Raw genomic sequence first — 26,613 nt, forward strand, 5'->3', positions numbered from 1 at the left:
TGACACGCCCTCATCGGGAGCAAGCCCCCTCCCACAATTTTTTTGCATTCCAGATTTAGAATCGCGTTTGTACCGCTATCTCGAAGGTCCGCGGTGACCCCAGATAGTAAGCTGGCGACACATGCGCAAACTCGGCATACACCTCATTGGTCAAGTTGCGCACGCGCGCGGTCACCGAGGTGCGGGCATCCAGCTTGTAGCGCAGGAACGTACCGAACAGCGTGTAAGCCGGCACTGTCTGGGTGTTGGCATAATCGGCATACACCTGGTCGACATAGCGCGCATCCACCCCCCCTTGCCAATCCTCTGAGAAGTCGTAGGTCAACCACAGGTTGCCCACGCGCTTGGGCACATTGGTCGGCGTATTGCCTTTGCGCGATACCACGGCGCCGCTGGCAACTTTGTCATTGAATTCATCGTACTCGGCATCCACCCAGGCAAAGTTGCCTTCGGCCAGCAGCCTTGGCGTGATGCGCAGTGAGCTGGCCAGTTCGATACCTTTGGATGACTGCGCGCCCACCGGGATGCTGTTGGTGGGGTCCTGTGGGTCGGTGACGGCAAAGTCTTCGCGTTCGATCTTGTAGACGGCGACCGTTGCCGAGCCGCGACCGTCCAGGTAATCGAACTTGCTGCCGATCTCCCACTGCTTGCCGGTGGACACGTCGAACACCTGGGTGGTGGTATTGGGCTGTTCGACGGCTGTGCTGTATTGCACGTAGACATTGGCCGACGGAACAAACTGATAGGTAAGCCCCACACGGCCGGTTACTGGCTCCCAACTGCGCTTGAAGTGCCGAGGGTTGGTAGCGGTGATTGTGCGGTGGTTGGTCACGTCCAGGTCGATAGCGTCATAACGCAGGCCGGTCAGCAGTGACAGCTTGTCCGTGAGCCCCAGGCGGTTTTCCACAAACAGCGCCTTGGTGGTGACCTGGTTGGTCTTGTCCTTGATGAAGCCCGGCCGTGTGCCGGGGATGTCATAGAAGTGCCCCGGGTTGTAGTTGTTCGGGTCGACGGTACTTCGACCCGATACGTTCAAGGGGCTGTTGGTGGTGCTGTTGACCTTGTACTCAAAACCGCTAGACCAAGTGGTGGAGAGGCCGAACACGCTAGTGTCATGGCGCAGTTCAAACTGGTTGCCGTTCTGTTCGCCCTGATGCCGCACCTGATAGGCGGTCGAACGGTTCACCGCGCTGTTGTCGGCGTTGTACTGGTAGGTCTCCAGGTTGCGGTAATCGCGCTGGCTGTCGAGATGGTAGAGGGTATTTTTCAGCGTGGTGCTGTCGTTGATCCGATAGTCGATGATCGAGCGCGCCCAGATCGTGCGCTGTTCGTAACGCCCGTCGGCGACGTTGTAGTTGTTGAAGCGGTTGTGCTTGTCGATCTTCAGTTCGCCGGCCTTGGGGTTGAGCACCGGCGTGCCCCAATACGGGCTGTCTTCATGCTCATCCTGATATTCCAGGGCCAGGGTATGGGACAGGTTGGGCGTGAGGTCGCTGAGCAGGGAAAACGCCACGCTCCAGGCATCTCGTTGAGCGCGGTCGATGTGGCTGTGGTTGGTGTTGCGGCTCACATCCAGTCGCGCGTAATGCTGCACATCGGCGCCGGGCTCGGTCAGCGCGTGATTAAGGCCGAAGGCCATGCCGGCGGTGTCGTAGCTGCCGTAGGTCAGTTGGCCTTCTGCTGCCAGTTCTTCACGGGTCGCCAACTTGGTCACGTAATTGAGCGAGCCGCCCACGGAGCCGGCGCCGTTGATCAGGGAGGAGGGGCCGCCGACCAGTTCCACGCGGTCGTAGATCCACGCATCCACCGGCCGCGCCAGGCCTGTGGCGACATTGATGCCGTTGAACATCTGGGTGATCTGGCTGCTGGTAAACCCGCGGTACGAGATAAACCCACCAAACCCGGGCGGCGCGCTGGCGTTGACGCCGGGCAGGGTATTGGCCGCCTCGCGAAAGGTCCTGGCGCCATGGCGCTCGATATCGTTGCGGTTGGCGATGGCCACCGACGCCGGGGTTTCCCGCACACTCAGGCCCAGGCGCGAGGCCATGCCGCTGGATTGATCCAGGGCCAGGCCGGGCTCAACGCTTTGCCCGCCTTCAATGGTGGTCGGCGCCAGCTCAAGGGCGCAGGCGCAAACGGGCAGGCAGCCGAACAGGCCCGCCAATAGGGGTAGATGTTTCATGGTTGAATCCTGAAAACTTGGCTTGAAAACAACGCACAGCCATCCGTCCTTCCTCACGGAAGCGGTCGGCAATACAGATCAGAAAGCGCAGGGCTCAGGCGTAGGCAGGTGGCGCGCGCGGGTTAGCCGTGGGCCAGGTGAAACGGGCAGGGATGTCAGCGGCAAGCACCACCGCAGCAGGTGGCGCATGGGGTTGTGGCAGTACCGCCACATTCAGATGGGAGTTGAGAGCAGGCCCCATGCCGCCGGTAGAACACAGCGGGCAACCAAAGGCCTTCGACAGGGTTGGCAGGCTTTCATCCGTGGAGTTGCTGGGCAGGGGCGCCTGGGTGCGCGGGTCCACCGTACAGAACTGGCCGCTGATGCCGTTGAGCTGCATCCCCACCATCTGCCCATGACCAATGCTGCAGGCGAACACATTGAACAGGACGCAGCAGTAGAGCATCCAGGCAATGAGCGAGCGGTCGGCACGGGCGAGTTTCATGGGGCGGCACTTTACCATCAGCCGCCGACGAAATGCCTGCAAAAAATCTCAGGGCGACTATCCTGATTCCCACATTTTTCGGGAGTGTGCGCCATGAGTTTTGTCATTGCGCGATGGATTGTCGGGGTTTTTACCTTTATCAGCATGGTGCATCTTTACTGGGCGGCTGGCGGCAAATTCGGCAGCCTGGCGGCGATTCCGCAACTGCCTGGTGAATTTGCCAGCGGGCCGCGACCAGCGTTCAAGCCGTCGGCGCTGGGCACCTTTCTGGTCGCGATGGGGCTGGTAGCGATTGCCTTGCTGGTTTGCCTGCGCGCCGGGCTGTATTTCTCGCCGGTGTCCCATGGTGCGTTGCAGTGGGGCATCAGCGCGATTGCGGTGCTGATGTTTGCCCGTGCGATTGGCGATTCGGAGCTGGTAGGTTTTTTCAAGAAAGTCGGCAATTCCCGGTTTGCACGCCTGGATACGTACCTGTACTCGCCGTTGTGCCTGGTGTTGGGTGCCGGGTTGTTGGTGGTGGCGTGGACCTGATGGTCTCGGCGCCATACCTGTGGCTAGGGAGCTTGCTCTCGTGACGGTCGGACAGCCAGCACATATCTACCTGACAAATCGAGATCCAAATGTGGGAGGGGGCTTGCTCCCGATGGCGGCCTCAGGGCCGACCAGGATGCTGGATCAGACCGAGTACATATCCGTTATTTGGGTAACGGCTGCTATTGGTTCCGCTCTTACAGCGGCTCACTTTTGAACGGCGCAAAAGTAAGCAAAACGCTATCGCCCCACCACTCGGCACCTCGCCCAGGCTCGGTGTGCCCGTAATCCGCCATGGATTTGGGGGGCCGCCGCCACGCGCCATCCATGGCGCGGGGCGGCTAAACCGGCATCCCTGCCGGTTTACCCCCCAAATCCCTGTCGAATTCCGGCCAGCGTGGTTTGACGGGGCGCCTAAGATCAAGATCAAAAGCAGATCAAGAGCGGCTCGCTTCGCATCGTGGTTACCGTCGGCTGCTATAAAGCGCGCTTGACCTGCGCACCCAATCCCCACTCAAAACACCCTCCAGACAAAAACACACCCTCCCGGTTTTATAGCGCTTGACCTTCCCAATGTGGCAAGCCCGATAAAAACCTCCAGTGTCGATTTGTCTTGAAAATTCCAAGGAGGGTGAACGATGTACGCCAAACCAATAAGCCTGATCACCGGGGCAATGGCCGTGGTGTTGATGCTGGGCGGATGCACAGACAACGCGCCGCCGGCCGCTGCCGCCAAGCCGCCCAGCGTGCCAGTGGCCGAAGTGGTGGCGCGAGCGGTGACGCCGTTTGTCGAGTACACCGGTTCGTTGACCGCCATTGAGCAGGTCGAACTGCGCCCGCGTGTCAGTGGTTATCTGCAAAGTGTCAGCGTGCCCGAAGGCCAGTTCGTCACCAAGGGCAGCCCGTTGTTTGTGATTGACCCGCGGGGATTTCAGGCCGCGTTGAACGCTGCCAAGGCGCGCTTGCGCGAGGCCGAGGCCAATGCGTTGCTGGCCCAGGCCGAGCATGGTCGAGCCGAGCAACTGTTCGCCAAGAAGGTGGTGGCGCGTGATCGTCTCGACACCGCCATTGCCTCCTTGAATGCCGGCAGGGCCCAGGTCGAGGCGGCGAAGGCGGCATTGGATACGGCACAGTTGGACCTGAGCTACACACGCGTCACCGCGCCCATCAGCGGCCGCATCGATCGTGCCCTCGTCACCGAAGGCAACTATGTCACCCGAGGGGAGACGCCGTTGACGACGATCGTTTCGGTCGATCCGTTGCATGTGTACTTCGATGTCGACGAGCGCACCTATCTGCACTCGTTGGCCGCGACCCGTGAATACGCCGGATCGAAGGGGGACAAAGCCGCCAAGGTGATGGTCGCGATGCTCAATGATGCGACCTATGCGCGGGCTGGGCGGGTGGACTTTCTGGCCAACGCGGCCGACCGCAAGACCGGCACCGTGCGCGTGCGTGCGGTGGTCGACAACCCGGACGGGCGCCTGACCCCCGGGCTGTTCGCCAAGGTCAAGCTGGACACCGGCGCGGCACAAACGCGGGTGTTGATTGCCGACCATTCCATCGGCACCGACCAGGGCCGGCGCTATGTGCTGGTGGTCGGTGACAGCGACAAGACCCAATACCGCCCGGTCGAATTGGGCCCGATGGCTGAAGGCCTGCGGGTGATCGAGCAGGGCCTGCAACCGGGCGAGCGTATTGTCGTCAAAGGGCTGGTGCGCCCGGGCATGACGGTGACGCCGCTGGCCGCCAGCATCGAGGGCAAGCCGCTTGAGGCACCGCTGACCGTGGGAGGCGTGCAATGAGCTTTCCACGGTTCTTTATTGATCGGCCCATCTTCGCCATCGTCCTGTCGGTGTTGATGATGATCGGCGGCCTTGTCGCCTTCTTCCACCTGCCGCTGAGCGAATACCCCGCGGTCACGCCACCGACCGTGCAAGTCACCGCGAATTATCCTGGGGCCAACCCGCAAGTGATTGCCGAGACGGTGGCGGCGCCACTGGAACAGGTGATCACCGGCGTTGAGGGCATGCTCTACATGACCTCGCAGTCGGCCACCGATGGCCGCATGATCCTGACGGCGACCTTCGCCCAGGGCACCAATGCCGACATGGCACAGATCCAGGTGCAAAACCGCGTCTCGCGTGCGTTGCCGCGTTTGCCCGAAGAGGTACAGCGTCTTGGTGTGGTCACGCAGAAGACCTCGCCGGACATCCTCATGGTGGTCCACCTGCTGTCTCCCGACCAACGTTATGACCCGCTGTACATCTCCAACTACGCCTACTTGCAGGTGCGCGATGAGCTGTCGCGCATACCGGGGATCAACGACGTGCTGGTGTGGGGCGCGGGTGAATACAGCATGAGGCTGTGGCTCGACCCGGACCTGATCGCTGCCCGTGGCTTGACCGCCGGTGATGTGATCGGCGCCGTACGCGAGCAGAACGTGCAAGTGGCGGCGGGCTCGGTCGGCCAGTCACCCGATTCCAATGCGGCTTTCCAAGTCACGGTCAACACCCTCGGGCGCTTGACGGACGAAGCGCAGTTCGGCGACATCATCATCCGCACCGGCGATAACGGCCAGGTCACGCGCCTGCGCGATGTGGCCCGTATCGAGATGGGCGCCGATGCCTATGCGCTGCGCAGCCTGTTGGATGGCGAGCCGGCCGTGGCCTTGCAGATCATCCAGAGCCCAGGGGCCAATGCGCTCGATGTGGCGCAGGCGGTGCGTGACACCATGCAGCGCCTGCAGGCCAACTTCCCCGAAGGGCTGGTGTCGCGGATAGCCTACGACCCGACCGTGTTTGTGCGCGCTTCGCTGGAGTCAGTCGCCATCACGCTGATGGAAGCGATCCTGCTGGTGGTCATCGTGGTGGTGGTGTTCCTGCGTAACTGGCGCGCATCGCTGATCCCGTTGATGGCTGTGCCGGTGTCGATCATTGGCACCTTTGCGGTCATGCATCTGATGGGGTTTTCCCTCAATACCTTGTCGTTGTTCGGGCTGGTGTTGTCGATCGGCATCGTGGTCGACGATGCCATCGTGGTGGTCGAGAACGTCGAGCGGCATATCGAGAACGGCGAGGAGCCCACCGAGGCAGCGCGCAAGGCAATGGGGGAGGTCACCGGCCCGATCATCGCCATTACCTCGGTGCTGGCGGCGGTGTTTATTCCCACAGCGTTTCTCAGTGGCCTGCAGGGTGAGTTCTATCGGCAATTTGCGCTGACCATCGCGATTTCCACGATCCTCTCGGCGGTCAACTCGTTGACCCTCAGCCCGGCGCTGGCCGGCCTGTTGCTGCGCCCGCGCGGCGCCGCCGTGGCGCACGACCCGCGTAGCCTGCGCGGTCGTGCTGCGCATTGGGTGCAGGTGCTGAGCCGACCGTTCCAGCGGGCGCCGCAGGCGTATGGCAACTCGGTGCGCAAGGTCGTCGGCCGCCGCGGGGTGGCGCTGGTCGCCTACGGCGGATTACTGGCGCTGACCTGGTTCGGCTTCAACGCTGTACCGGCGGGCTTTGTGCCGATGCAAGACAAGTACTACCTGGTGGGTATCGCCCAATTGCCCAATTCGGCCTCGCTGGAGCGTACCGATGCGGTGGTGCGGCAGATGTCGAAGATCGCCCTGGATGAACCGGGTGTAGAAAGCGTGGTGGCGTTCCCGGGGTTATCGGTCAACGGCTTCGTCAATGTGCCGAATGCCGCGGTGATGTTTGTCATGCTCGATCCATTCAAGGAACGAACCTCGTCCGATATGTCCGCGGTCGCCATCGCCGGGCGCCTGCAAGCCAGGTTCGCGAGCATCCCTGACGGTTTCCTCGGCGTCTTCCCGCCGCCGCCGGTGCCCGGCCTTGGGGTGACCGGTGGCTTTAAGTTACAGGTCGAGGACCGTGGCGGGGTTGGGCTTGAGGCATTGGTGCAGCAGACCCAGGTATTGATGACCAAAGCCACTGAGTCGGGCCAGGTCGCCGGATTGATGACCAGCCTGGACGTCAACGCACCGCAGTTGAACGTCGACATCGATCGCACCCAGGTCAAGAGCCAGGGCGTGCGTCTGGCGGATGTGTTCGAGTCCTTGCAGGTCTATCTCGGGTCGCTGTATGTCAACGACTTCAACCGTTTCGGCCGGACCTACAAGGTGACCGCCCAGGCTGATGCCGACCATCGGATGCAGGCCGAAGCCATCGGCCGCCTGCAAGTGCGCAATGCGGCCGGGAACATGCTGCCGTTGTCGGCGTTTGTCACCGTCACTCCCGGTTCCGGCCCGGACCGGGTGATTCACTACAACGGCTACCCTTCGGCGGATATCTCCGGTGGGGCGATGCCTGGGGTCAGCTCGGGGCAAGCTGTTGCGCTGATGGAGCGGCTGGCGCAGGAGGTACTGCCCGAAGGCGTGACCTATGAATGGACGGATTTGACCTACCAGCAAAAACTCGCCGGATCATCGGCGCTGTTTATTTTCCCGCTGTGTGTGTTGCTGGCGTACCTGATCCTCGCCGCGCAGTACAACAGTTGGCTGTTGCCGCTGGCGGTCTTGCTGATCGTGCCCATGTGCCTGCTCAGCGCGATCATCGGCGTGTGGCTGGTGGACGGTGACAACAACGTGTTCGTGCAGATCGGGCTGGTGGTGCTGGTCGGGCTGGCGGCGAAGAACGCCATTTTGATCGTCGAGTTTGCCCGCAGCCTCGAAGCCGAAGGTGCGAGCCCGTTGGAGGCGGTTATCCACGCGTGCCAACTGCGCTTGCGACCGATCCTGATGACGTCGCTTGCGTTCATCGCCGGCGTGGTACCGCTGGTATTGGCCAGTGGCGCCGGGGCCGAAATGCGTCATGCCATGGGGGTTGCAGTGTTTGCCGGGATGTTGGGGGTGACGCTGTTCGGCCTGTTCCTCACGCCGGTGTTCTACGTGGTGATGCGCAGCCTGGCGCTGCGCTTGCAGCGTCAGGGTTCGAATCCGAAGTTGCAGCTGGAGGAGCGCGCATCATGAAACGGTCTTTTCCACTTTTTATGTTGCCGTTGCTGCTGGTGGCCGGCTGCGCTGCGGTAGGGCCTGACTATTCCGCGCCGGTGCTGCCCGCCGCGCACAGGCCGGCAAGCTTCGGTGCGCCCGTTGCAGGTCTGGGCAGCGGCGAGGTCGAGGTGCAGTGGTGGCAAGTGTTCGACGAGCCGGCACTCAGCCAATTGATCCAGCAGGCGCTGGCGGCCAACCACGACATCGGCATCGCCGCCGTACGCCTGGATGAAGCCAAGGCGATGCTGCGCGAGAGCCGCCAAGGGTTTCTGCCCAGTGGCGGTGCCGCCCTCGGTTATGAGCACCGACGGCGCAGTGAAGTCGAGACACCGTTGGGCCAGGAACGCTCAATTGAAACCACCCGCGCGGCACTGGATGCGGCCTGGGAAATCGACCTGTTTGGGCGCGTCCGCCGTTCGGTAGAGGCAGCGCAAGCGCAGGCGGGGTCGCGCCAGGCATTGCTGCGCAGTGTACAGGCGAGCGTCGCCGCCACCGTCGCGGCCACCTGGTTCGAACTGCAAGGGATCGAAGCTGAACAGGCGGTGGTCGCGGATATCAGCCAGAGCCAGCGCGACAGCCTGGGCCTGGTGGAACATCTGGTCAGCGTCGGCGCCGCCACCGAGTTCGACCGGCTGCGCGCCGAGGCCTTGCTGCGCAATGTCGAGGCGGTAGCGCCCGACCTTGAACGGCGACGCGCAACCTCCACCAACGCGCTGGCCGTGCTACTGGGGCAAGCACCGCAGGGGTTCAAGCCGCCTGCGGCCAAGCCCGGCCGTGAGGCCTTGAACCTGCGTACCCTGCAAGTCGGCGACCCGGCCGGCTTGTTGGCCCGGCGCGCCGATATCGCTGCGGCCGAGCGCACGCTGGCAGCCGAGACTGCACAAATAGGCGTGGAAACCGCGGGTTTGTACCCGGATATCCAGGTGCAGGGCTCCATCGGGCTACTGGCCGGAAGCCTCGGTTCGCTGGGGGACGCCGGTATGCAGTCGAACTTTATCGCCCCGGTGATTCGCTGGTCGCTGCTGGATACCGGACGCGTGCGCGCGCGAATCGCCGCCAGCGAGGCGCGCACCCAGGCGGCACTGATCGCCTACGACCAAGCCGTCTTGCGTGCCCTGCAAGAGACCGATGATGCGTTTCAGGCCAACAACGCCGCGGGCAATACCCTGAGCCTGAGGCTGCTGGAAGCGGCGGCCAATCGCGAGGCGGCCAGGTTTGCGCGTACGCGCTTTACCGAAGGCGAGGGCGTATATCTGGATGTGCTTGAGGCCGAACGCGCAGACTTCAACAGCCGCCGTGCGTTGACGGCGGCGCGTACCGGGCAGCGGCTGGCGGTGGTGGGGATTTACAAGGCGTTGGGAGGTGGATGGCAGATTTGTGAGCAGATGGGGCAGGGATGTGGGGTGGCGGTGATGCGATAGCGGCTAGTCCACGATGCGAAGCGAGCCGCTCTTGATCTTGCTCTTGATCTGCTTTTGATCTGAGGCGCCCCGTTAAACCACGCTGGCCGGAATTCGACAGGGATTTGGGGGGTGAACCGGCAGGGATGCCGGTTTAGCCGCCCCGCGCCATGGATGGCGCGTGGCGGCGGCCCCCCTAATCCCTGGCGGATTACGGGCACACCGAGCCTGGGCGAGGTGCCGAGTGGTGGGGCAAGAGCCTTTTGGTTACTTTGGGGCTCTTTTCCAAAGTGACCCGCTGTAAAAGCGGAACCAATAATGGCCGTTACCCAAACAACGGATATGTACTCGGTCTGATCCAGCATCCTGGTCGGCCCTGAGGCCGCCATCGGGAGCAAGCCCCCTCCCACATTACCCCTGGCAACTCCCTCCAAAAAGAAATTTCCTACAGGTGTTGACCTTGCCACTACAGGAACCTTTAGGCTTTTTTCCGTGTACGCCAAATCACAAAAACAAGAATCAAGGGGTTATCAATGGATACTGCTACCCTGCAACAACGCTCGGATTCCCATCGGTTTGCCACGGCTTCAACGCTGATGGCCAACGCCCTGGAACCCGGTGCCAATTACGCCCAGCTCACCCGTGCCCTCGAGGCACTGCTCACGCTGACCCGCCAGGGCCTTTCGGGAGATGCCGACGCCTACGCCCACTACCAGTCAGCTCTGCTGCAACTGCACATCCCGGGCGAGCCGCGCACTGAGCCGACCCGCCGCTGGATGGCCAGCGAGGTCTACCGCGTCGAAGACGAGTTCGCCGCCGACCTACCGGGCTTCACCGCGTTGCCGGTGGATGAGTTCCGCCAGTTGGTCGACGCTGAAATCGCCGCGCGCAGCCGGGTCAACCACCCCATGTCGGTGCACCTGTTCCAGGGTACGCCGCCTGTGCAAGATGTGCGGTTCTTCCTGGAGCATCACTGGACCCGCTCCTACAACTTTTACAGCCTGCTGGCCGAACTGGCCTTTCGCTTTGAAGCGATCGAAGACGCCTCGGTGTTCTACCGCAACCTTTACGGTGAAGCGGGTGCCGAGACGCCGGAGCGTTCGCACCCGGCGATGCTGGCCCATCTGATGGAATATTTCGATATTGCGCTGGCAATCGATTTTCCTGCGCTGCATCCGTTGGAAAAGGCCTACCTCAATAATCGCATTCGCTGCGTGCGCCACACCGATGTCGCCTGGGGGCTTGCACTGCTCTATGCGGTGGAGTCAGTCAGTTGCGTCAACCATCGGCGCATCTACGAGCTGTTGCAGCGCCTCGACGTTCCGCAGCAACCCAGTGAGTTCCATCGCCTGCATGGCACCCAGGATGAAATCGATACCGAGGAGATGTGGGCACTGATTGCCAAGTTCGCCGGCGATGAAGGCTTCCAGCGCACGTTCATGCGCGCGTTGAAACGTCACTTCGAAATCAACAAGGCCTACTTCGACAGTTTGTGGCAGCAGATGCAGGCACAGCGCCTGTCTGCCTGAACCCTGTGATCGCAGAACAACAATAATGGAGCACATGATGAGCCCACGTAATTTCTCGCAGCCGCAGTTGCAGAATATCCACACCGCCGAAGCCCGCTTGTTGGCCGAAGCGCTGAAGCCCGAGGCAACGTTCAATCGCATCGAGATTGCCGCCAATATGCTGAGCGGCCTGTGCGAGTCCGGCTTGCAGGGCGACGCCGCAAATGCGGCGCAGTGCCAGCAATTGCTGTATATCCTTTCGCTCAGCGATGACGTTGCCAGCGCCTCGACCCGCCGCTGGCTGGCCAATGCCATCTATCGCGTGCAAGAGCGCTTCATGCCCTCGGTGGATCTGGCATCGCCCTTGTCCGAAACCGGCTTCCAGCAACGCCTGGAAGAACAAATTGCCGCGCAATCGCGAGAGCATCACCCGATGTCGCAGTATGTGTTTGAGGGCAAGGCTTCCCGCGAACAACTGCAGGTGTTTCTGCGCCATCAATGGTTCCGCACCTACCGCCTGTACCGTGATGCCGCCGACCTGTTGGTCAACCTGACCGACGTAGACGAGGCTGCCGCACTGGGCCGTTATCTGTACGGCGAACTGGGCGAAGAGGACGAGCAGCGCTCCCACCCTCGGTTGTTGGCCAAGCTCCTCGCCGCCATTGGCCTGACCGCCGATTTCGAAGCCATCTCGACCATGCCCGAAGAAATCGCCTACCTGAACAACCGCGCGCGGTGTTTCCGTAACCCCGATGTCGGCTGGGGCCTGGCGGTGTTCTATATCACCGAGCTGGTGGTGCCCGGCAATCACGGCAAGCTGTACAACGCTTTGCGCAACGCAGGCTTGAGCCAGGACGACGCGCAGTACTACGAAGTGCATATCAGCCTGGTGCCGCCGCGGGCCAAGCGTGAATGGGCGTTGATTTCACGCCGTATTCCGGACCTCGGGTTCCAGAACGCGTTTCTGACCTCGCTGGCCGAGCACTTCCGGCTGGAGCGGGCTTATTACGATGCGGTCTGGGAAGAAATGCAGCGCGTGAAATAGCCCTCCCTGGACAACGCGAGTACCCCGACATGCCAAGTCATATCACTGAATCCCGTATCCACGGGGGCGCTTACTCGTCCCCGGAATTTGCCGCGATCTTCTCTGATGCCAATCAGGTGCAGAAGTGGCTCGATGTTGAAACAGCACTGGCGGCGACCCAGGCGCAGATGGGCATCATCCCCCCTGAGGCCGCGCGGGAAATCGCCCGGGTCGCCAGTGTGGAACTGCTGGACCTTGATGCCCTGGGACGCCAAAGCATGGAAACCGGGCATATCCTGGTGCCGACCCTTCGCGCACTGGAGGCCCTGTGCGCCGATGGCCTGGGTGAATACGTGCACTACGGCGTAACCACCCAGGACATCCTCGACACCGGCCTCATGTTGCAGGTCCGCGATGCCTGGGGCCTGGTGTTGCAGCGTTTGCGCGCTATCCGTGGGCATTTGCTCAAGCTTGCGCTGCGGCACAAACACACACCGATGGTCGCCAGGACCCACGGGCAACAAGCGCTGCCCACCACGTTCGGCTACAAGGTGGCGGTGTGGGTCGATGAGATCGATCGACACCTTGAGCGTTTTGACGAAGCCTATGCCCGGGTCATGGTGGGCAATCTCACCGGCGCCGTGGGCACCCTGGCCGGCCTTGGCCCGCAGGGTCTGGAGGTGCAGCGCCGGACTCTGGAAAGCCTCGGCCTGGCGGCACCGTTGAGCAGTTGGCACAGCGCCCGCGACCGCATTCTGGAGGCGGCGTGGTTGCTGGTGCAGGCATCGGCAACCCTGGGCCGGGTTGCCAATGAGATCTACCACCTGCAACGCACCGAGATTGATGAAGTGCGCGAAGGGCGACGGGCAGGGCAGGTGGGGAGCAGCACCATGCCCCACAAGCACAACCCGTCGACGGTGGATTTGATCAGCGCGCTGTCGCGCCTGGTGCGTGCGCAGATGCTTGCGCTCACCGACGCGGCATTCCAACTGCATGAGCGAGACGGCACCACCTGGCGGATTGAATGGGCGGCCTTGCCGGAGCTGTTCATCTACGCCGGGGCCTTGCTCGCCCGTATGGAAGGCGTACTGCTGGCCGGCCTGGACGTGCGTGAAGCACGGATGCGCAGCAACCTGGACATGCTCGGCGGGCTGATCCTGTCGGAACGCATCATGCTCGCGCTGGCGCCGCGTCTGGGCAAGCAGACGGCCCATTACCTGATCCACGACATCGCCCTGCAGGCCCAAGGTTTGGGCGGTTCTTTTCGCGAAGCCTTGCTCAGCGATCAACGTCTGCACGGCTGTTTCACCCGCCAGGCACTCGACGACCTGCTTGACCCGGCCGCCTACACCGGGTTGGCGGCGGAGATGGTCGAACTGGTGGCCAATAAAACAATCCCCCGCTGTTCAAGCGATGGCCTTGAGGCGGTGATGGCAACCCAAGGCAATACCAGTCAGTCCCAGTACGCTATGGAGGGTATGTAATGGATGCGCAAACGTTGGAAGCGGTAGCCCGTGCGTCTTGCACCGCACGCACCGAACACCTGGGCCTTGATCATGAAGGCGAGCAATGCCGCCATGAACACAGCCACATTCTCGACTCGAAAACCCACGGTTCAGGCTATGCCGGCCCGCAGAGCCGCAAGATCTTCTGCAGTCACTGTCGCTTGCAACGCTGGCTGGATGTGGAAGCCGCGTTGGCCATGGCTCAGGCCGATGTGAATATCATCCCGCGCGAGGCCGCCCTGGAAATCGAAAAAGCCGCCTTGCTGTCGGGCATCAATGTGCGCCAGTTGGCCGAGGGCGTGGCAGCCACCGGCCATTCGCTGATGCCGTTGCTGAGCGCCCTGCAAAAAAATTGCAGCCCAAGCGCCCGCGAGTACGTTCACTACGGCGCCACCACCCAGGATATCCAGGACACCGCCCAGTCCCTGGAAATGCGTGACGTCCTCGACGCGATGGACCAGGCCCTGGAGACCTTGCTCGGCAAGTTGTCGACCCTGGCCGATGCGCACCGTGACTCGCTCATGGTGGCCAGGACTCACTCGATCCCGGCGTTGCCGACCACCTTCGGGCTGAAGGTCGCCGGCTGGATCGATGAACTGTTGCGGCATCGCCAGCGCCTGGCCGAAGCGCGTCAGCGTGTGCTGGTGGTGCAGCTGTTCGGCGGGGTTGGCACCATGGCGGCGTTCGGCCCGGAAGCGATACCGATGCTGGAACGCTTTGCGCAGCGTCTGTCGCTGCAAGTGCCGCTGACGGGGTGGCACGTGTCCCGTGACCGCGTCGCGGAGTTTGTCAGCACCCTGGCCATGGTCACGGCCTCCTTGGCCCGTGTGGCCGATGAGATCCGCACGCTCAATCGCTGGGAAATCGCTGAAGTGGAAGTGGGCTGGAGCGACCAGCAGATCGGCAGCAGCACCATGCCGCACAAACGCAACCCCGAAGGCTGCGAGCAAGTGGTGGTGTTGGCGCGGCTGGCCAAGGCCCAGGTCATGCTGGCCCTGGACGCGATGATCCTCGAACACGAGCGTGATTACCGCGGCACACGCCTGGAATGGTGTGCGGTGGCGGACGTTTCTCACTATGCGCTGATGGCGCTGTCGATCCTGACCGACACCATCGACGGGCTCACCGTTAACGTCAAAAAGATGGAGGGCACTGCCCATGCCTACGGCGATGCGATCTGCACCGAAGCGGTGGTGTTCGAAATGGCGCGCAAGCTGGGCAAGAGCAGCGCCTACCAGATCATCTTTGAAGTGTCCCAGGCCAGCCAGCGTGATCACGTATCGATCCGCGCCGCAATCGAAGCCGACGCCCGGGTGCTTGCCGTCATGAATGCAGGCGCTTTGGCGCGACTGTTCGAGCCGAGAACTCACCTGGGCATGTCCGAACACATCGTCGATAACGTGCTGTCCAAACTGGCGGCGCGTTGATCACTGAACAGACTTACACAATCATCAAGGAGCGACAGATGTCCAAACTTATGGAAGTTGATCAAGCCAAGGTTCAACAGTTTTCGGCGCGCATAATGGAGGATTACGGCAACACGCTGCGCGGCGCCATGCTCTACATCGGCGACCAGTTGGGTTTGTTCAAGGCACTGGCCGATGGCGAGGCCGTCACCCTGGAACAATTGGCGCACAAGACCGGCTACAACGCCCGCTACTTGCGTGAATGGCTGGGCAGTATGGTCACCGGCAATTATGTGACCTATGACGCGCAAACTCGCCAATACCGGATGCCCGCTGAATTTGTGCCGGTACTTGCCGATGAAGACTCGCCGTATTTCGCCGGTGGCATCATCCAGTTGAGCGTGCCGTTCGTGAGCATGGCGCCCAAAGTCATCGAAGCCTTCCGCCATGGCGGTGGCTGTGCCGAAGAAGCGTTCCCGCTGGAAACCTGGAAAGGCATGGAGCGCATGACCATGCCTTGGTACAAGCACTACTTGGTCCAGCACTGGATCCCGTCCCTGGACGGCGTCGAAGAGAAGCTCAAAACCGGCGGCAGTGTGCTGGATTTCGGCTGCGGCGCGGGCCTGGCGGCGATCACTATGGCCAAGGCTTACCCCGAGGCGCGCATCGTCGGCTGCGATTTCCACTTGCCTTCCATCGAGTTGGCGCGCGCCAACGCCGAGGCGGCTGGGGTGGGCGACCGGGTGCAATTCGAGGTCAACGATTCGGATGCCCTGCGCGGACAGCAGTTCGACTTCGTGACCACTTTCGTGGTGATCCACGACGCCACTGACCCCCAGCAAATGCTCAAGGACCTGCGCGCCGCCACGGCCAAAGACGGCACCTACCTGATGGTAGAACTCAACCTGTCCGAAGAGCTGCACGAGAACATGAACCTGTTCGGCCGCGTCATGTACCCGCAGAGCACCCTCTATTGCATGACCTGCTCGCTGTCCCATGGCGGGGAAGGGCTGGGAGCGTTCATGGGCGAGAAACGTGCGCGCCAGATGGCGCAGGCGGCCGGTTTCAGCCATTTCCGCAAAGTCCCCTCGGAGTGGCCGCCGATGCCGGCGCTATTCGAGCTCAAACCTTGATGTGAGCTTGCTGTGGCGAAGGCGCTTGCACCCTCGCCACGGCGCGCAGCGTTCCCGAAATATTGCGCAATAAGGCAATTTAATGGCCCCTTTGTAACAAAATCCTCGCCAAAATCACTTTTATTTTCAGGTGGTTAGGCGGGGATGCAAATGCGCACTGTTGGAATGATGCTGATTGCCTGCTCCCTGGCGGGGGGCGCGACCACCGTACAGGCTCGGGAGTTGCGCGAGGGCGACAAGTACATGTGCAGTTGGGGCGCGGGCACAGCTGCCAGGGCTCAGGAGTTGAAGTTGTCCGGAGTGTCGCTGTATGCCGCTCGGCAGAAGATCCAGACCATCAAGTTCAACAAATCCTGGATGCGCATGATGGCCATGGGGATTACCGAGCAAACCTATGACAGCCACTCAAGACTGAAGCCGGAGGCGATCCGCAAAAGTTTTTACCAGGATTGCCTGCGCTACAAAGTCGCACGTAAATAAGCCGAAGCCGTTTAACGGCGCTTACAAATCCCCCACAAACCCTGTGTGAGTATTTGCATACAATTGCGCACTTCTTCATGGAGGCTTGTATGCGAGTGCTTATTCGAGCGGCGACAGCCGATGATGTCGACACGCTGTGTGCTATTCGCACCTCGGTGGTGCAAAACCATCTGAGCCTTGAGCAGATGGCCGAACGGGGGATCACGCCGCCGGTACTGATCGACGCGTTACGCCAAGCGCCTTGCGCCTGGATCGCCGAAGTCAACGGCCAGGCCGCCGGATTTTCCATGGTTGATCTGGATGAAGGTGAAGTGTTCGCGATGTTTGTGTTGCCTACACACGAGAACCTGGGCCTGGGACGGCAACTGATGGCAGTGGCTGAAGCCGCTTTGTTTGAACGCCACGACAGGCTGTACCTGATCACTGACGGGCGTGGTGAAGTCCGTGCCAACGGTTTCTATCAACACCTGGGCTGGTCCAACGTCGGCCCGGTTGATGGCGACGATGTTCGCTACGAAAAGAGCAGGGCGCCGTAAGGTCATGAATGCCCCAAAACCCACATCCTCCAGCGGCTTGCTGTATCTCGCCGTGGGGGTGCTGTGCCTCGCGGCGCTGCTGGGGTTCTATTTCGTTCAACTCAACGCCCAGGTGGACCGCCAGCGTGAAGAGGCCGCTGAGCGCCTGGCGCTTTGTCGGCACATGGAGACCGTCGTGGAGGTGAGCGCTGCCAGGCGCGCTGAACTTCAACAGACGTGCAAGCAATTGAGTGAACAGTGATTGAACAGTGTGCCGTACCTAATCAATAACCCTTTTTTATAGATGGACTTATGGCACGGGTATAACCGTTACTTGCACCAAAAAGTGGCACTCATTGTTCCCGTTACCTTAAAAAACATGTGGTTATTGAATGACTTACAGCGCTTTCAATCCGACGAAAGGATTAAAATAATCTTGTTACACGTTTTTACAGTCGCTACTATAGCCGGGCGTTCACCTCCCACGGTTTATGCATTTTTAAATCCCAAGTTTCCATCAGCTACTTGGGATTTTTTTTGCCTGGAATTAAATACGGGCAATAACGGCAGCGATACGGCCTGTCATTCGAAACGCGCTCGTTGCCGGGCGAAATGAGGCATGGCTAACACTTTTGCATCAATCGTCCGGCCTGCGACAAAACCTCATCTACGCTGTTTGGATCACAACCACCAGGTAGGCCCGCACAAGGGCGCTTGTCATGATCTCGATCGTCGAACTCAACCGCATCATGGCCTCGGGGTTCCAGCCTCTTTGCTGCGACTGCACCTTGAACAGCGATGGCTCGTTGCGCATCAGCATCTATGAGCCGAAGTCCGGTCGCGTCGATCTTTTGTTGACGTGCGTATCCCCTGAGCGCCTGGACAGCATCCGTTCCATCTCAAACCTGATTGGTGAGTTGCGTGCCGAGATCAAGGCCGGGCGCCGTGGGTTTGCGGCGGTGGGTTAGTGGCTGTGCGCGGCGTCAGAGGCGCCGCAGGAAGGATTTGACGATGTGACGGGTGGCGTCGGTGGTGTCCAGTTCGTCCAGGGCGCTGTAGGCGTACCACTGGCAGGCAACGATTTCGTTGCACGGCCGCGCCTCCTCGATATTCACCACCGAGGCCTCGAACACGTGGTGCAGCGTGTCGCGGGCCTTCAGTTCTTGCAAGTACAGCAAGCCATCGACGCTTAATCCGGTTTCTTCTTCCAGCTCGCGTTCGGCGGCGCCCACCGGGCGTTCGTTGCGTTCTACCTTGCCGCCCGGCAAGGCCCACTTTGATCTGGCCTTGCGCACGAAGAGAATATGCCCTTCATGTTCGCAAATGACGGTTGCCCTAATTTTCATCGTATGTGCCCCCGCGCCGGATGAATGTCACAAAAGTGTAATGCAAATGTCATGCTAAGTGGTTATGGCGTGCCGGGTTCTGTATGTGGATACTGCCCGATTGACGAAGACGAACGAGGGCATTCGATGAAGACCATACGCTGGGGCATGATCGGCTGTGGCAGTGTCACTGAGTTAAAGAGTGGACCCGCTTTCTACAAAGCGCCAGGTTCGGCATTGGTGGCCGTGATGGGGCGGCGTATCGAGGCGGTGCGCGATTATGCGGCGCGGCACGGTATCGCGCGTTTTCATACCGATGCCCAGGCACTGATCAATGACCCTGAGGTGGATGCGGTCTACATCGCCACACCGCCCGACAGTCACCTTGAATACAGCCTGATGGTGGCGGCGGCGGGCAAACATTGCTGCGTCGAAAAGCCCATGTCGCTGAATGCCGAGCAGAGCGCATTGATGCAACGCACCTTCGAGCGCGCCGGGCTGCACCTGTTTGTTTCCTACTATCGGCGTTCGTTGCCGCGCTTTCAGCAAGTGCGCAGCTGGTTGCAGGAAGGTCGTATCGGTGAGTTGCGGCACCTGACCTGGACCCTGTGCAAGCCTGCCGCTGCAACTGATGGCAACGCCGCCAATTGGCGCACCGATCCGGCCATTGCCGGTGGCGGCTATTTCGCCGACCTGGCCAGCCACGGGTTCGACCTGTTCCAGTACCTGGCCGGGGATATTGTCGAGGTCTCAGGCTTTTCCGCGCGTCAGGCCGGGCGCTACGCGGCAGAGGATGCCGTGACGGCCTGCTGGACCTTCGCCAATGGTGCCTTGGGCATGGGCTGCTGGAACTTCGTGGCGGACCGTCGCGAAGACCGTGTCGAATTGATCGGCAGCCGTGGCCGCATTCAGTTTTCAGTGTTCGAGGACCAGCCATTGCGCCTGGAAGGCGAAACCAGCGAGGTGTTGGAAGTGCCGTGCCATGCGCATATCCAGTGGCACCACGTATTGGGCATGAATGCGCATATTCGCGGGGACGCCGAACATCCGTCGCTGGCGATCGAGGCGTTGAAGACCGATATCATCCTGGACAAGGTGTTGCAACGTTACTCCAATCATCCCTAGCTGCCGCGATAGCGTAAGACTCATTTTTAAAGGAATACCGGGATGAAATACTGGATGGTGTTGTGGCTCCTGATCGCCACAGTTGCAACTGCGGCGCCGCGTGACCAAGGGCTGCCGGGGGAGTTTGACTTTTATGTGCTGTCGTTGTCGTGGTCACCGACCTTCTGCCTGACGCACCCAGGCAATGAACAGTGCACGGGTAAGGGCTATGGGTTTGTGTTACATGGCTTGTGGCCGCAATACGCGCGGGGAGGGTGGCCGGCCTCCTGTGCGCCACAGTCACGCTTGAATGACGAAGAAATGGACAAGGGCGCGGCAATGTTTCCAACCCGTGCGCTGCTCAAGCACGAGTGGGCCAAGCATGGCACCTGCAGCGGGCTCGAACCGCTGGAGTATCTGGACAAGACCGACACGGCACTCGGCGCGGTGGTCATTCCGCCGCAACTGCAGCCATTCAATACACCACCGTCGCTACAGGCGCGTGAGATTGAGGACTTGTTTCGCGAGAGTAACCCGCGCATGGGCAATCACGGCTTGGCAGTGATCTGCAAGGGCAAGGTGCTGTCGGAGGTACGCGTGTGCCTGACCAAGGAGCTGGCATTCACCGGGTGCCCGCGCAGTGTAAAAAGCCAATGTCGTAGCGGTGATATTCGCATTCCGACGCAGCGCTGAGCTCAATTGCGGGAGCCAGGTTAAAGCCAACACTGATCTTGTGGGAGGGGGCTTGCTCCCGATGGCGGCCTCAGGGCCGACCAGGATGCTGGATCAGACCGAGTACATATCCGTTATTTGGGTAACGGCTGCTATTGGTTCCGCTCTTACAGCGGCTCACTTTTGAAAAGCGCAAAAGTAAGCAAAACGCTCTTGCCCCACCACTCGGCACCTCGCCCAGGCTCGGTGTGCCCGTAATCCGCCATGGATTTGGGGGGCCGCCGCCACGCGCCATCCATGGCGCGGGGCGGCTAAACCGGCATCCCTGCCGGTTTACCCCCCAAATCCCTGTCGAATTCCGGCCAGCGTGGTTTGACGGGGCGCCTGAGATCAAAAGCAGATCAAGAGCAAGAGCGGCTCGCTTCGCATCGTGGTTACGGGGTGTGCGGAAGCTATAAAGTTGTGTAGATATTTATGCGGTGATGACCAGGCAGTTGGTCGCCGACTGACGGTTATTGTCAGAAATTTCCCACAGGAGTACAAATGTACTCCATGACAAACCTGACTCCCCGCCGTACCGCCATCCTGACTTTCATTCGCGAGCGCATCGCGCACCAAGGTCAGCCCCCCAGCCTCGCCGAGATCGCCGAGGCGTTCGGCTTCGCCTCGCGCAGCGTCGCCCGCAAGCATGTGGTGGCCTTGACCGAAGCCGGTTTCATTGAGGTCAACCCCAACCAGGCCCGTGGTATTCGTTTGCTCAATCAACCCGCGCGTCCCGAGTGGCTGGATGTGCCGGTACTTGGCCGCGTGGCGGCTGGCCGGCCCATCGGTGCCGATGCGGACGTGCACAGCCACTTGCAACTGGATCCGGCCACTTTCGCCAAGACCCCTGACTACCTGCTGCGAGTACAGGGTGATTCGATGATCGAAGACGGCATTCTCGACGGCGATCTGGTGGGCGTACGTCGCAGTGCCGAAGCCTTGAACGGGCAGATTGTGGTGGCGCGTCTGGACGGTGAGGTCACCATCAAGCGCTTCGAGCGCAACGGCGAGCGGGTGCGTTTATTGCCGCGCAACCCGGCATATCAACCCATTGTGGTCGGCCCCGACCAGGACTTGGCCATCGAAGGGGTGTTCTGTGGCCTGGTGAGGCAAGGCTGATGGGCGCCGTAGTTGCCCTGGACTCGCTGTTCAATGGCGGGCGAGTCTGGAAGGGCCGGCCCGCCGCACCACCGGCCAGCGTGCACCCTACGGGGCTGGCGGCGCTGGATGCGGTGCTGCCCACTGGCGGCTGGCCGGAAGCGGCCTTGAGTGAAATCCTCATGGCCAAGGACGGGGTGGGCGAATTGCAACTGGTGCTGCCAACCCTGGCGCGCTTGTCGGCCCTGGGTGAGCGTATTGTGCTGGTGGCGCCGCCCTATACGCCGTATCCCCATGCCTGGCAGAACGCCGGGGTAGATGTGCGTCAGCTTTCCATTATCCAGGCCCAGGAGCGCGATGCGCTGTGGGCGGTGGAACAATGCCTGCGCTCCGGCAGTTGCGGTGCGGTGTTGTGCTGGCCGCGCAAGGCCGATGATCGGGCCTTGCGGCGTTTGCAGGTGGCGGCGGAAACCGGACAGACCCTGGCATTTGCCTGGCGCTCCTTGAATGAGGCGGTCAATGCCTCGCCCGCGGCCTTGCGCCTGGCGGTCGAGGCAAAGCCTGCACAAGTGCGCGTGCTCAAGTGCCGGGGCGGGTTGGCCCATCCGGCACCGATTGCCCTGGCGGGGCATTGAGGTTGCCATGCGTTGGGTCTGTATCGTCTTCCCGCAATTGGCGCTGGACGGGGCGCAGCGTGTGCATCCCGAACCCGACCAGCCTCTGGCACTGCTGGCCGGCACGCCGCAGCGGCGGGTGCTGCAAACCGTCAACGCCGCCGCCCGTGCCCTGGGCTTGCGCCCTGGTCAATCGTTGACGGCAGCTCATACCCTGGCCAAGGGCTTTGCCTGTGTGGAATACGACCCTCTGGAAATCGAGCGCTTGCAGCAATTGCTTGCCGCCTGGGCCTACCGTTTCAGTTCCCAGGTCAGCCTGTATTACCCGCGCGCCTTGTTGTTCGAGATCGAATCGAGCCTGGGCCTGTTCGGGCCCTGGTCGCAGTTCGAGGCGCGCTTGCGCAAGGAGTTGACCGACCTTGGCTTTCGTCACCGTATCGTCGCAGCGCCCAACCCGGCGGCGGCGCGGGTGTTGGCAAACCTTTACGATGGCCTGGCCGTGGCCGATGACAACGCCTTGATGCAGGCCCTGGCGCCACTGCCTGTCGACCGCGCCGGTCTTGACCCGCAGGCCGCCACCGCCTTGTCACGCATGGGCCTGCGCACCCTGGCCCAGGTGCAGGCATTGCCGCGGCATACCCTGGCGCGACGCTTTGACGCCAGCCTGCTCAAGCACCTCGACGCCCTGAGCGGGCAACGCCCCTTGGCCCTGGCGTTCTATCAGCCGCCGGACCAGTTCGAGGCGCGCATCGAGTTGAACTTCGATGTGCAATCCCACCAGGCCTTGCTGTTTCCATTACGGCGCTTGACCGGAGATTTGTCGGCCTTCCTTTGCGGGCGCGACAGTGGCGTGCAGCGCTTTGACCTGCACCTGGAACATGCCCAGGCGCCCGACAGCGTGATCAAGGTGGGCTTGCTCAGTGCCGAGCGTGAGCCTTTGATGCTGTTCGAACTGGCCCGTGGGCGCCTGGAGCAGGTCCAGGTCACCTCGCCGGTGCGCGGTTTGCGCCTGGTGGCCGAGGACTTGCCGGTGTTCGTGCCCCAGCGCCAGGACCTGTTCGACGACCGCCCGCAGCAAACCCTGCCGTGGGAACAATTGCGCGAACGCCTGCGCGCGCGCCTGGGGGATGAGGCGGTGCAGGGCTTGCGCTTTCACGCCGACCATCGCCCCGAATGTGCCTGGCAAGCCGCGACCGACAGCCGTCCATGCCCGAGCTTGAACAAGGTGCGGCGCCCCGGCTGGTTGCTGTCCGAACCGACGCTGCTGGCCGAGCAGGGCGTGCACATTCTGATGGGCCCGGAGCGCATCGAATCCGGCTGGTGGGATGGCGCCGATATCCGCCGCGACTATTACCTGATCCAGACCCGCGCCGGCCAGCAAGGCTGGGCCTACCGCAATGTGGGGTGCAGCGATGGACTGTGGCTGCAAGGCTGGTTTGCATGAACCCTGGAGCGAGTCGCGCATGAGTTACGCCGAACTGCATTGCCTGTCCAACTTCAGCTTCCAGCGCGGTGCCTCCAGTGCACTGGAGCTGTTCCAGCGGGCCAAACACCAGGGCTACAGCGCCCTGGCAATCACTGATGAATGCACCTTGTCGGGCATCGTACGGGCCTGGCAAGCAGCCAAAGCGATGGATTTGCCGCTGATTATCGGCAGTGAAGTGCGCATCGAAAACGGCCCCAAACTGGTGCTGCTGGTGCAAGACCTCAACGGCTACCAGCATCTGTGCCGGCTGATCACCCTGGCCCGTCGCCGTGCTGAAAAAGGCCGTTACCGCCTGCTGCAGGAAGACTTCGAGCAACCATTGCCCGGCCTGTTGGTGCTGTGGGTGGCGCAGGACCATGACACCCAGGCCTCGATCCAATGGCTGTGCCGCACTTTCAACGGGCGACTGTGGCTGGCAGTGCAGTTGCATTGCGGCCAGGACGATGGGCGTCACCTGGAGCAGCGCCTGAACCTGGCCGCCCGGTTGCAGATCCCGGCGGTGGCTTGCGGCGATGTGCACATGCATGCTCGTGGCCGCCGTGCCCTGCAAGACACCATGACCGCCATCCGCCATCACGTCGCGGTGGCCGACGCCGGTACCTTGTTGCATCCCAATGGCGAGCGGCACTTGCGCAGCCTCGATGCCCTGACCGCGCTGTACCCGCAAGCGCTGCTGGACGAGACCCTGGCGATTGCGCGGCGTTGTACCTTCGACCTCAGCCAGTTGCGCTATCACTACCCACGCGAACTGGTGCCGACAGGTCATGACGCCGCCTCCTGGTTGCGTGCGGTGACCGAAGAAGGCATTGCCCGGCGCTGGCCCGAGGGCATCGATGCCAAGACCTTGCAGCAGATCGACAAGGAACTGCTGCTGATCAGCGAGTTGGGCTACGAAAGTTATTTCCTCACGGTGCACGACATCGTGCGCTTCGCCCGCAGCCGCTCGATCCTGTGCCAGGGTCGTGGCTCGGCGGCCAATTCGGCGGTGTGTTTTGCCTTGGGTATCACCGAAATCAACCCGAGCTTGAGCGACTTGCTGTTCGAGCGCTTCCTCTCCAAGGAGCGCAATGAACCGCCGGACATCGACGTAGACTTCGAGCACGAGCGCCGCGAAGAAGTGCTGCAATACGTATTCCAGCGCTACGGCCGCAATCGTGCAGCGTTGACGGCGGTGGTCAGCAGCTACCACGCCGCCGGCGCAGTGCGCGATGTAGCCAAGGCCCTCGGGCTGCCACCAGACCAGATCAACGCGCTGGCCGACTGCTGCGGGCGCTGGAGTGATGACGCGCCACCTCTTGAACGCCTGCGTGAAAGCGGTTTCGATCCGGACAGCCCACTGCTGCGCCGCGTGTTGACGCTCACCCGGCAACTGATCGGCTTTCCCCGGCACCTGTCCCAGCACCCCGGCGGTTTCGTGATTTCCGAATACCCGCTGGACACCCTGGTGCCAGTGGAAAATGCGGCCATGGCCGAGCGCACCATCATCCAGTGGGACAAGGATGACCTCGACGCCGTCGGCCTGCTCAAGGTGGATATCCTCGCCCTCGGTATGCTCAGCGCAATCCGCCGCTGTTTCGATTTGCTGCGTCGGCATCGCAACCTGGATTTGAGCCTGGCAGGCATCCCAAAGGAGGACCCGGCAACCTACGCCATGATCAGCAAGGCTGACACCATCGGCGTGTTCCAGATCGAATCGCGGGCACAGATGTCGATGTTGCCCAGGCTCAAGCCGCAAACGTTCTATGACCTGGTGATCGAAGTCGCCATCGTGCGCCCCGGGCCGATTCAGGGCGGCATGGTGCATCCGTATTTGCGCCGCAGAAACAAAGAGGAAGCAGAAACCTATCCTTCACCCGAATTGGAGGCCGTGCTCAAACGCACCCTGGGTATCCCTTTGTTCCAGGAACAAGTGATGCAGATCGCCATGGTCGCCGCCGACTACAGCCCTGGCGAGGCCGACCAGCTGCGCCGCTCCATGGCCGCCTGGAAACGTCACGGCGGCCTGGAGCCGCACCAGAAGCGGCTGCGCGACGGTATGCTCGGCAACGGCTACACCGAAGCCTTTGCCGCGCAGATTTTCGAGCAGATCAAAGGCTTTGGCAGCTATGGTTTCCCCGAGTCCCACGCGGCCAGTTTTGCCCTGTTGACCTACGCCAGTTGCTGGCTCAAGTGCCATGAGCCGGCGGCCTTTGCCTGCGCCCTGATCAATAGCTGGCCCATGGGTTTCTACAGCCCGGACCAGATCCTGCAGGACGCCCGGCGCCATCGCTTGCAGATTCGCCCGGTGGATGTGCAGGCCAGCGACTGGGATTGCAGCCTTGAGCCCATCGACGGCCAGCAACCGGCGATTCGTATGGGCTTGCGCATGATCTCGGGGTTTCGCGAGGACGACGGGCGGCGTATCGAAGCCGCACGCCAGCGGCAACCGTTCAGCGACATCGCCGACCTGGACGCACGCGCCGGCCTGGATGCCCGGGGCCAGGCGCTGCTGGCGGATGCCGGTGCCTTGCGCGCCCTGGCCGGCAACCGACACCAGGCGCGCTGGGACGTGGCCGGTGTGCACAAGCAGTTGGGCTTGTTTGCCGGCCAGCCAGGTCAGGATGAAACCGTGGTGGCATTACCCGCGCCCAGCGTAGGCGAGGACCTGCAAGCCGATTACGCCACGCTGGGCACCACCCTTGGGCCGCACCCCTTGGCCTTGTTGCGCGCCGAGCTGCGCAAGCGACGCTGCCGCAGTTCCCAGGAGTTGCTGGCGGTGGAGCATGGGCGCAATGTGAGCATCGCCGGGTTGGTGACCGGTCGCCAGCGCCCCGGTACGGCAAGTGGCGTGACCTTTGTCACCCTCGAAGATGAGTTCGGCAACCTCAATGTAGTGGTCTGGCGCGACCTGGCCGAGCGCCAGCGCCGGGCGCTGGTGGGGTCACGTCTGCTCAAGGTGGATGGGCGCTGGGAGGCGGTGGGCGAGGTGCGGCATTTGATCGCAGGGCGCCTGACCGATTTGACGCCGCTGTTGGATGGAATGGTGGTGCGCAGCCGGGATTTTCATTGAGTTCAGTGGTTTCTGCATTCCAGCGTTCACAAGATGAAACCATCCACCGTCGG

22 protein-coding genes are annotated in these 26,613 nt (G+C 61.9%); 19 read left to right on the forward strand and 3 right to left on the reverse strand.

Going from position 1 to position 26,613, the window contains the following annotated elements:
- Positions 1 to 55: 55 nt before the first annotated feature.
- Positions 56 to 2,182 (reverse strand): TonB-dependent receptor, encoded by a 2,127-nt coding sequence (locus IH404_RS12760; protein ID WP_005787759.1) that lies wholly within the window; start codon positions 2,180 to 2,182, stop codon positions 56 to 58.
- A gap of 94 nt (positions 2,183 to 2,276) precedes the next feature.
- Complete coding sequence (locus tag IH404_RS12765; protein WP_005787761.1) at positions 2,277 to 2,666, reverse strand: DUF2946 domain-containing protein; 390 nt, start codon at positions 2,664 to 2,666, stop codon at positions 2,277 to 2,279.
- Between the two features lie 93 nt (positions 2,667 to 2,759).
- Between IH404_RS12765 and IH404_RS12770 the strand changes: the two genes are divergently transcribed.
- The 13 genes from IH404_RS12770 to IH404_RS12830 all read left to right on the forward strand — a co-directional run bounded on the left by IH404_RS12770 (position 2,760) and on the right by IH404_RS12830 (position 18,138).
- A complete protein-coding gene (locus IH404_RS12770; RefSeq protein WP_005787763.1) occupies positions 2,760 to 3,197 on the forward strand; it encodes a DUF3995 domain-containing protein in 438 nt (145 codons plus the stop codon).
- 638 nt (positions 3,198 to 3,835) lie between these two features.
- Complete coding sequence (locus tag IH404_RS12775; protein ID WP_005787765.1) at positions 3,836 to 5,002, forward strand: efflux RND transporter periplasmic adaptor subunit; 1,167 nt, start codon at positions 3,836 to 3,838, stop codon at positions 5,000 to 5,002.
- Positions 4,999 to 8,175, forward strand: a complete 3,177-nt coding sequence (locus IH404_RS12780; protein ID WP_194440558.1) for an efflux RND transporter permease subunit — start codon at positions 4,999 to 5,001, stop codon at positions 8,173 to 8,175. Before IH404_RS12775 ends, IH404_RS12780 begins: the two co-directional genes overlap by 4 nt.
- Positions 8,172 to 9,620 carry an efflux transporter outer membrane subunit gene (locus IH404_RS12785; RefSeq protein WP_194440559.1) on the forward strand — a complete coding sequence of 483 codons (1,449 nt, stop codon included), beginning with the start codon at positions 8,172 to 8,174 and terminating at the stop codon, positions 9,618 to 9,620. The genes IH404_RS12780 and IH404_RS12785 overlap by 4 nt, the downstream gene beginning before the upstream one ends.
- A 512-nt stretch (positions 9,621 to 10,132) precedes the next feature.
- Positions 10,133 to 11,128 (forward strand): HOASN domain-containing protein, encoded by a 996-nt coding sequence (locus IH404_RS12790; RefSeq protein WP_005787770.1) that lies wholly within the window; start codon positions 10,133 to 10,135, stop codon positions 11,126 to 11,128.
- Positions 11,129 to 11,165: 37 nt separating this feature from the next.
- A complete protein-coding gene (locus IH404_RS12795; RefSeq protein WP_005787772.1) occupies positions 11,166 to 12,152 on the forward strand; it encodes an HOASN domain-containing protein in 987 nt (328 codons plus the stop codon).
- Between the two features lie 29 nt (positions 12,153 to 12,181).
- Positions 12,182 to 13,615, forward strand: coding sequence for an adenylosuccinate lyase (purB, locus tag IH404_RS12800; protein ID WP_005787773.1), 1,434 nt, complete (start codon positions 12,182 to 12,184; stop codon positions 13,613 to 13,615).
- Positions 13,615 to 15,063 (forward strand): adenylosuccinate lyase family protein, encoded by a 1,449-nt coding sequence (locus IH404_RS12805; protein ID WP_194440560.1) that lies wholly within the window; start codon positions 13,615 to 13,617, stop codon positions 15,061 to 15,063. Before purB ends, IH404_RS12805 begins: the two co-directional genes overlap by 1 nt.
- A gap of 38 nt (positions 15,064 to 15,101) precedes the next feature.
- A complete protein-coding gene (locus tag IH404_RS12810) occupies positions 15,102 to 16,175 on the forward strand; it encodes a class I SAM-dependent methyltransferase (RefSeq protein ID WP_005787777.1) in 1,074 nt (357 codons plus the stop codon).
- 150 nt (positions 16,176 to 16,325) lie between these two features.
- The gene (locus IH404_RS12815; RefSeq protein ID WP_032803867.1) at positions 16,326 to 16,655 is read left to right on the forward strand and encodes a hypothetical protein; all 330 of its coding nucleotides are present in this window, start codon (positions 16,326 to 16,328) and stop codon (positions 16,653 to 16,655) included.
- Positions 16,656 to 16,744: 89 nt separating this feature from the next.
- Entirely contained in the window at positions 16,745 to 17,191 is a 447-nt protein-coding gene (locus IH404_RS12820; RefSeq protein WP_005787782.1) for a GNAT family N-acetyltransferase, read from the forward strand.
- Between the two features lie 4 nt (positions 17,192 to 17,195).
- Positions 17,196 to 17,432 (forward strand): hypothetical protein, encoded by a 237-nt coding sequence (locus tag IH404_RS12825; RefSeq protein ID WP_242462659.1) that lies wholly within the window; start codon positions 17,196 to 17,198, stop codon positions 17,430 to 17,432.
- Positions 17,433 to 17,889: 457 nt separating this feature from the next.
- The gene (locus IH404_RS12830) at positions 17,890 to 18,138 is read left to right on the forward strand and encodes a DUF1652 domain-containing protein (RefSeq protein ID WP_194440562.1); all 249 of its coding nucleotides are present in this window, start codon (positions 17,890 to 17,892) and stop codon (positions 18,136 to 18,138) included.
- 15 nt (positions 18,139 to 18,153) lie between these two features.
- On the opposite strand, the gene IH404_RS12835 is transcribed toward IH404_RS12830, so the two are convergent.
- Positions 18,154 to 18,516: an NUDIX domain-containing protein gene (locus IH404_RS12835; protein ID WP_005787788.1), complete on the reverse strand. Its 363-nt coding sequence runs from the start codon at positions 18,514 to 18,516 to the stop codon at positions 18,154 to 18,156.
- Between the two features lie 126 nt (positions 18,517 to 18,642).
- On the opposite strand from IH404_RS12835, the gene IH404_RS12840 reads away from it, so the two are divergent.
- The 6 genes from IH404_RS12840 to IH404_RS12865 all read left to right on the forward strand — a co-directional run bounded on the left by IH404_RS12840 (position 18,643) and on the right by IH404_RS12865 (position 26,560).
- Complete coding sequence (locus IH404_RS12840; RefSeq protein ID WP_194440563.1) at positions 18,643 to 19,620, forward strand: Gfo/Idh/MocA family oxidoreductase; 978 nt, start codon at positions 18,643 to 18,645, stop codon at positions 19,618 to 19,620.
- 42 nt (positions 19,621 to 19,662) lie between these two features.
- Complete coding sequence (locus IH404_RS12845; RefSeq protein ID WP_103734368.1) at positions 19,663 to 20,292, forward strand: ribonuclease T2; 630 nt, start codon at positions 19,663 to 19,665, stop codon at positions 20,290 to 20,292.
- Positions 20,293 to 20,814: 522 nt separating this feature from the next.
- Entirely contained in the window at positions 20,815 to 21,432 is a 618-nt protein-coding gene (gene lexA / locus IH404_RS12850) for a transcriptional repressor LexA (RefSeq protein ID WP_032803494.1), read from the forward strand.
- A complete protein-coding gene (imuA, locus tag IH404_RS12855) occupies positions 21,432 to 22,046 on the forward strand; it encodes a translesion DNA synthesis-associated protein ImuA (protein ID WP_005787796.1) in 615 nt (204 codons plus the stop codon). Before lexA ends, imuA begins: the two co-directional genes overlap by 1 nt.
- A gap of 7 nt (positions 22,047 to 22,053) precedes the next feature.
- The gene (locus IH404_RS12860) at positions 22,054 to 23,469 is read left to right on the forward strand and encodes a DNA polymerase Y family protein (RefSeq protein WP_194440564.1); all 1,416 of its coding nucleotides are present in this window, start codon (positions 22,054 to 22,056) and stop codon (positions 23,467 to 23,469) included.
- Positions 23,470 to 23,488: 19 nt separating this feature from the next.
- Positions 23,489 to 26,560, forward strand: a complete 3,072-nt coding sequence (locus IH404_RS12865) for an error-prone DNA polymerase (RefSeq protein ID WP_194440565.1) — start codon at positions 23,489 to 23,491, stop codon at positions 26,558 to 26,560.
- The last annotated feature ends 53 nt before the right edge of the window (positions 26,561 to 26,613 follow it).

Source organism: Pseudomonas sp. OST1909 (genome assembly GCF_015277575.1).
GTDB classification, from domain to species: domain Bacteria; phylum Pseudomonadota; class Gammaproteobacteria; order Pseudomonadales; family Pseudomonadaceae; genus Aquipseudomonas; species Aquipseudomonas synxantha_A.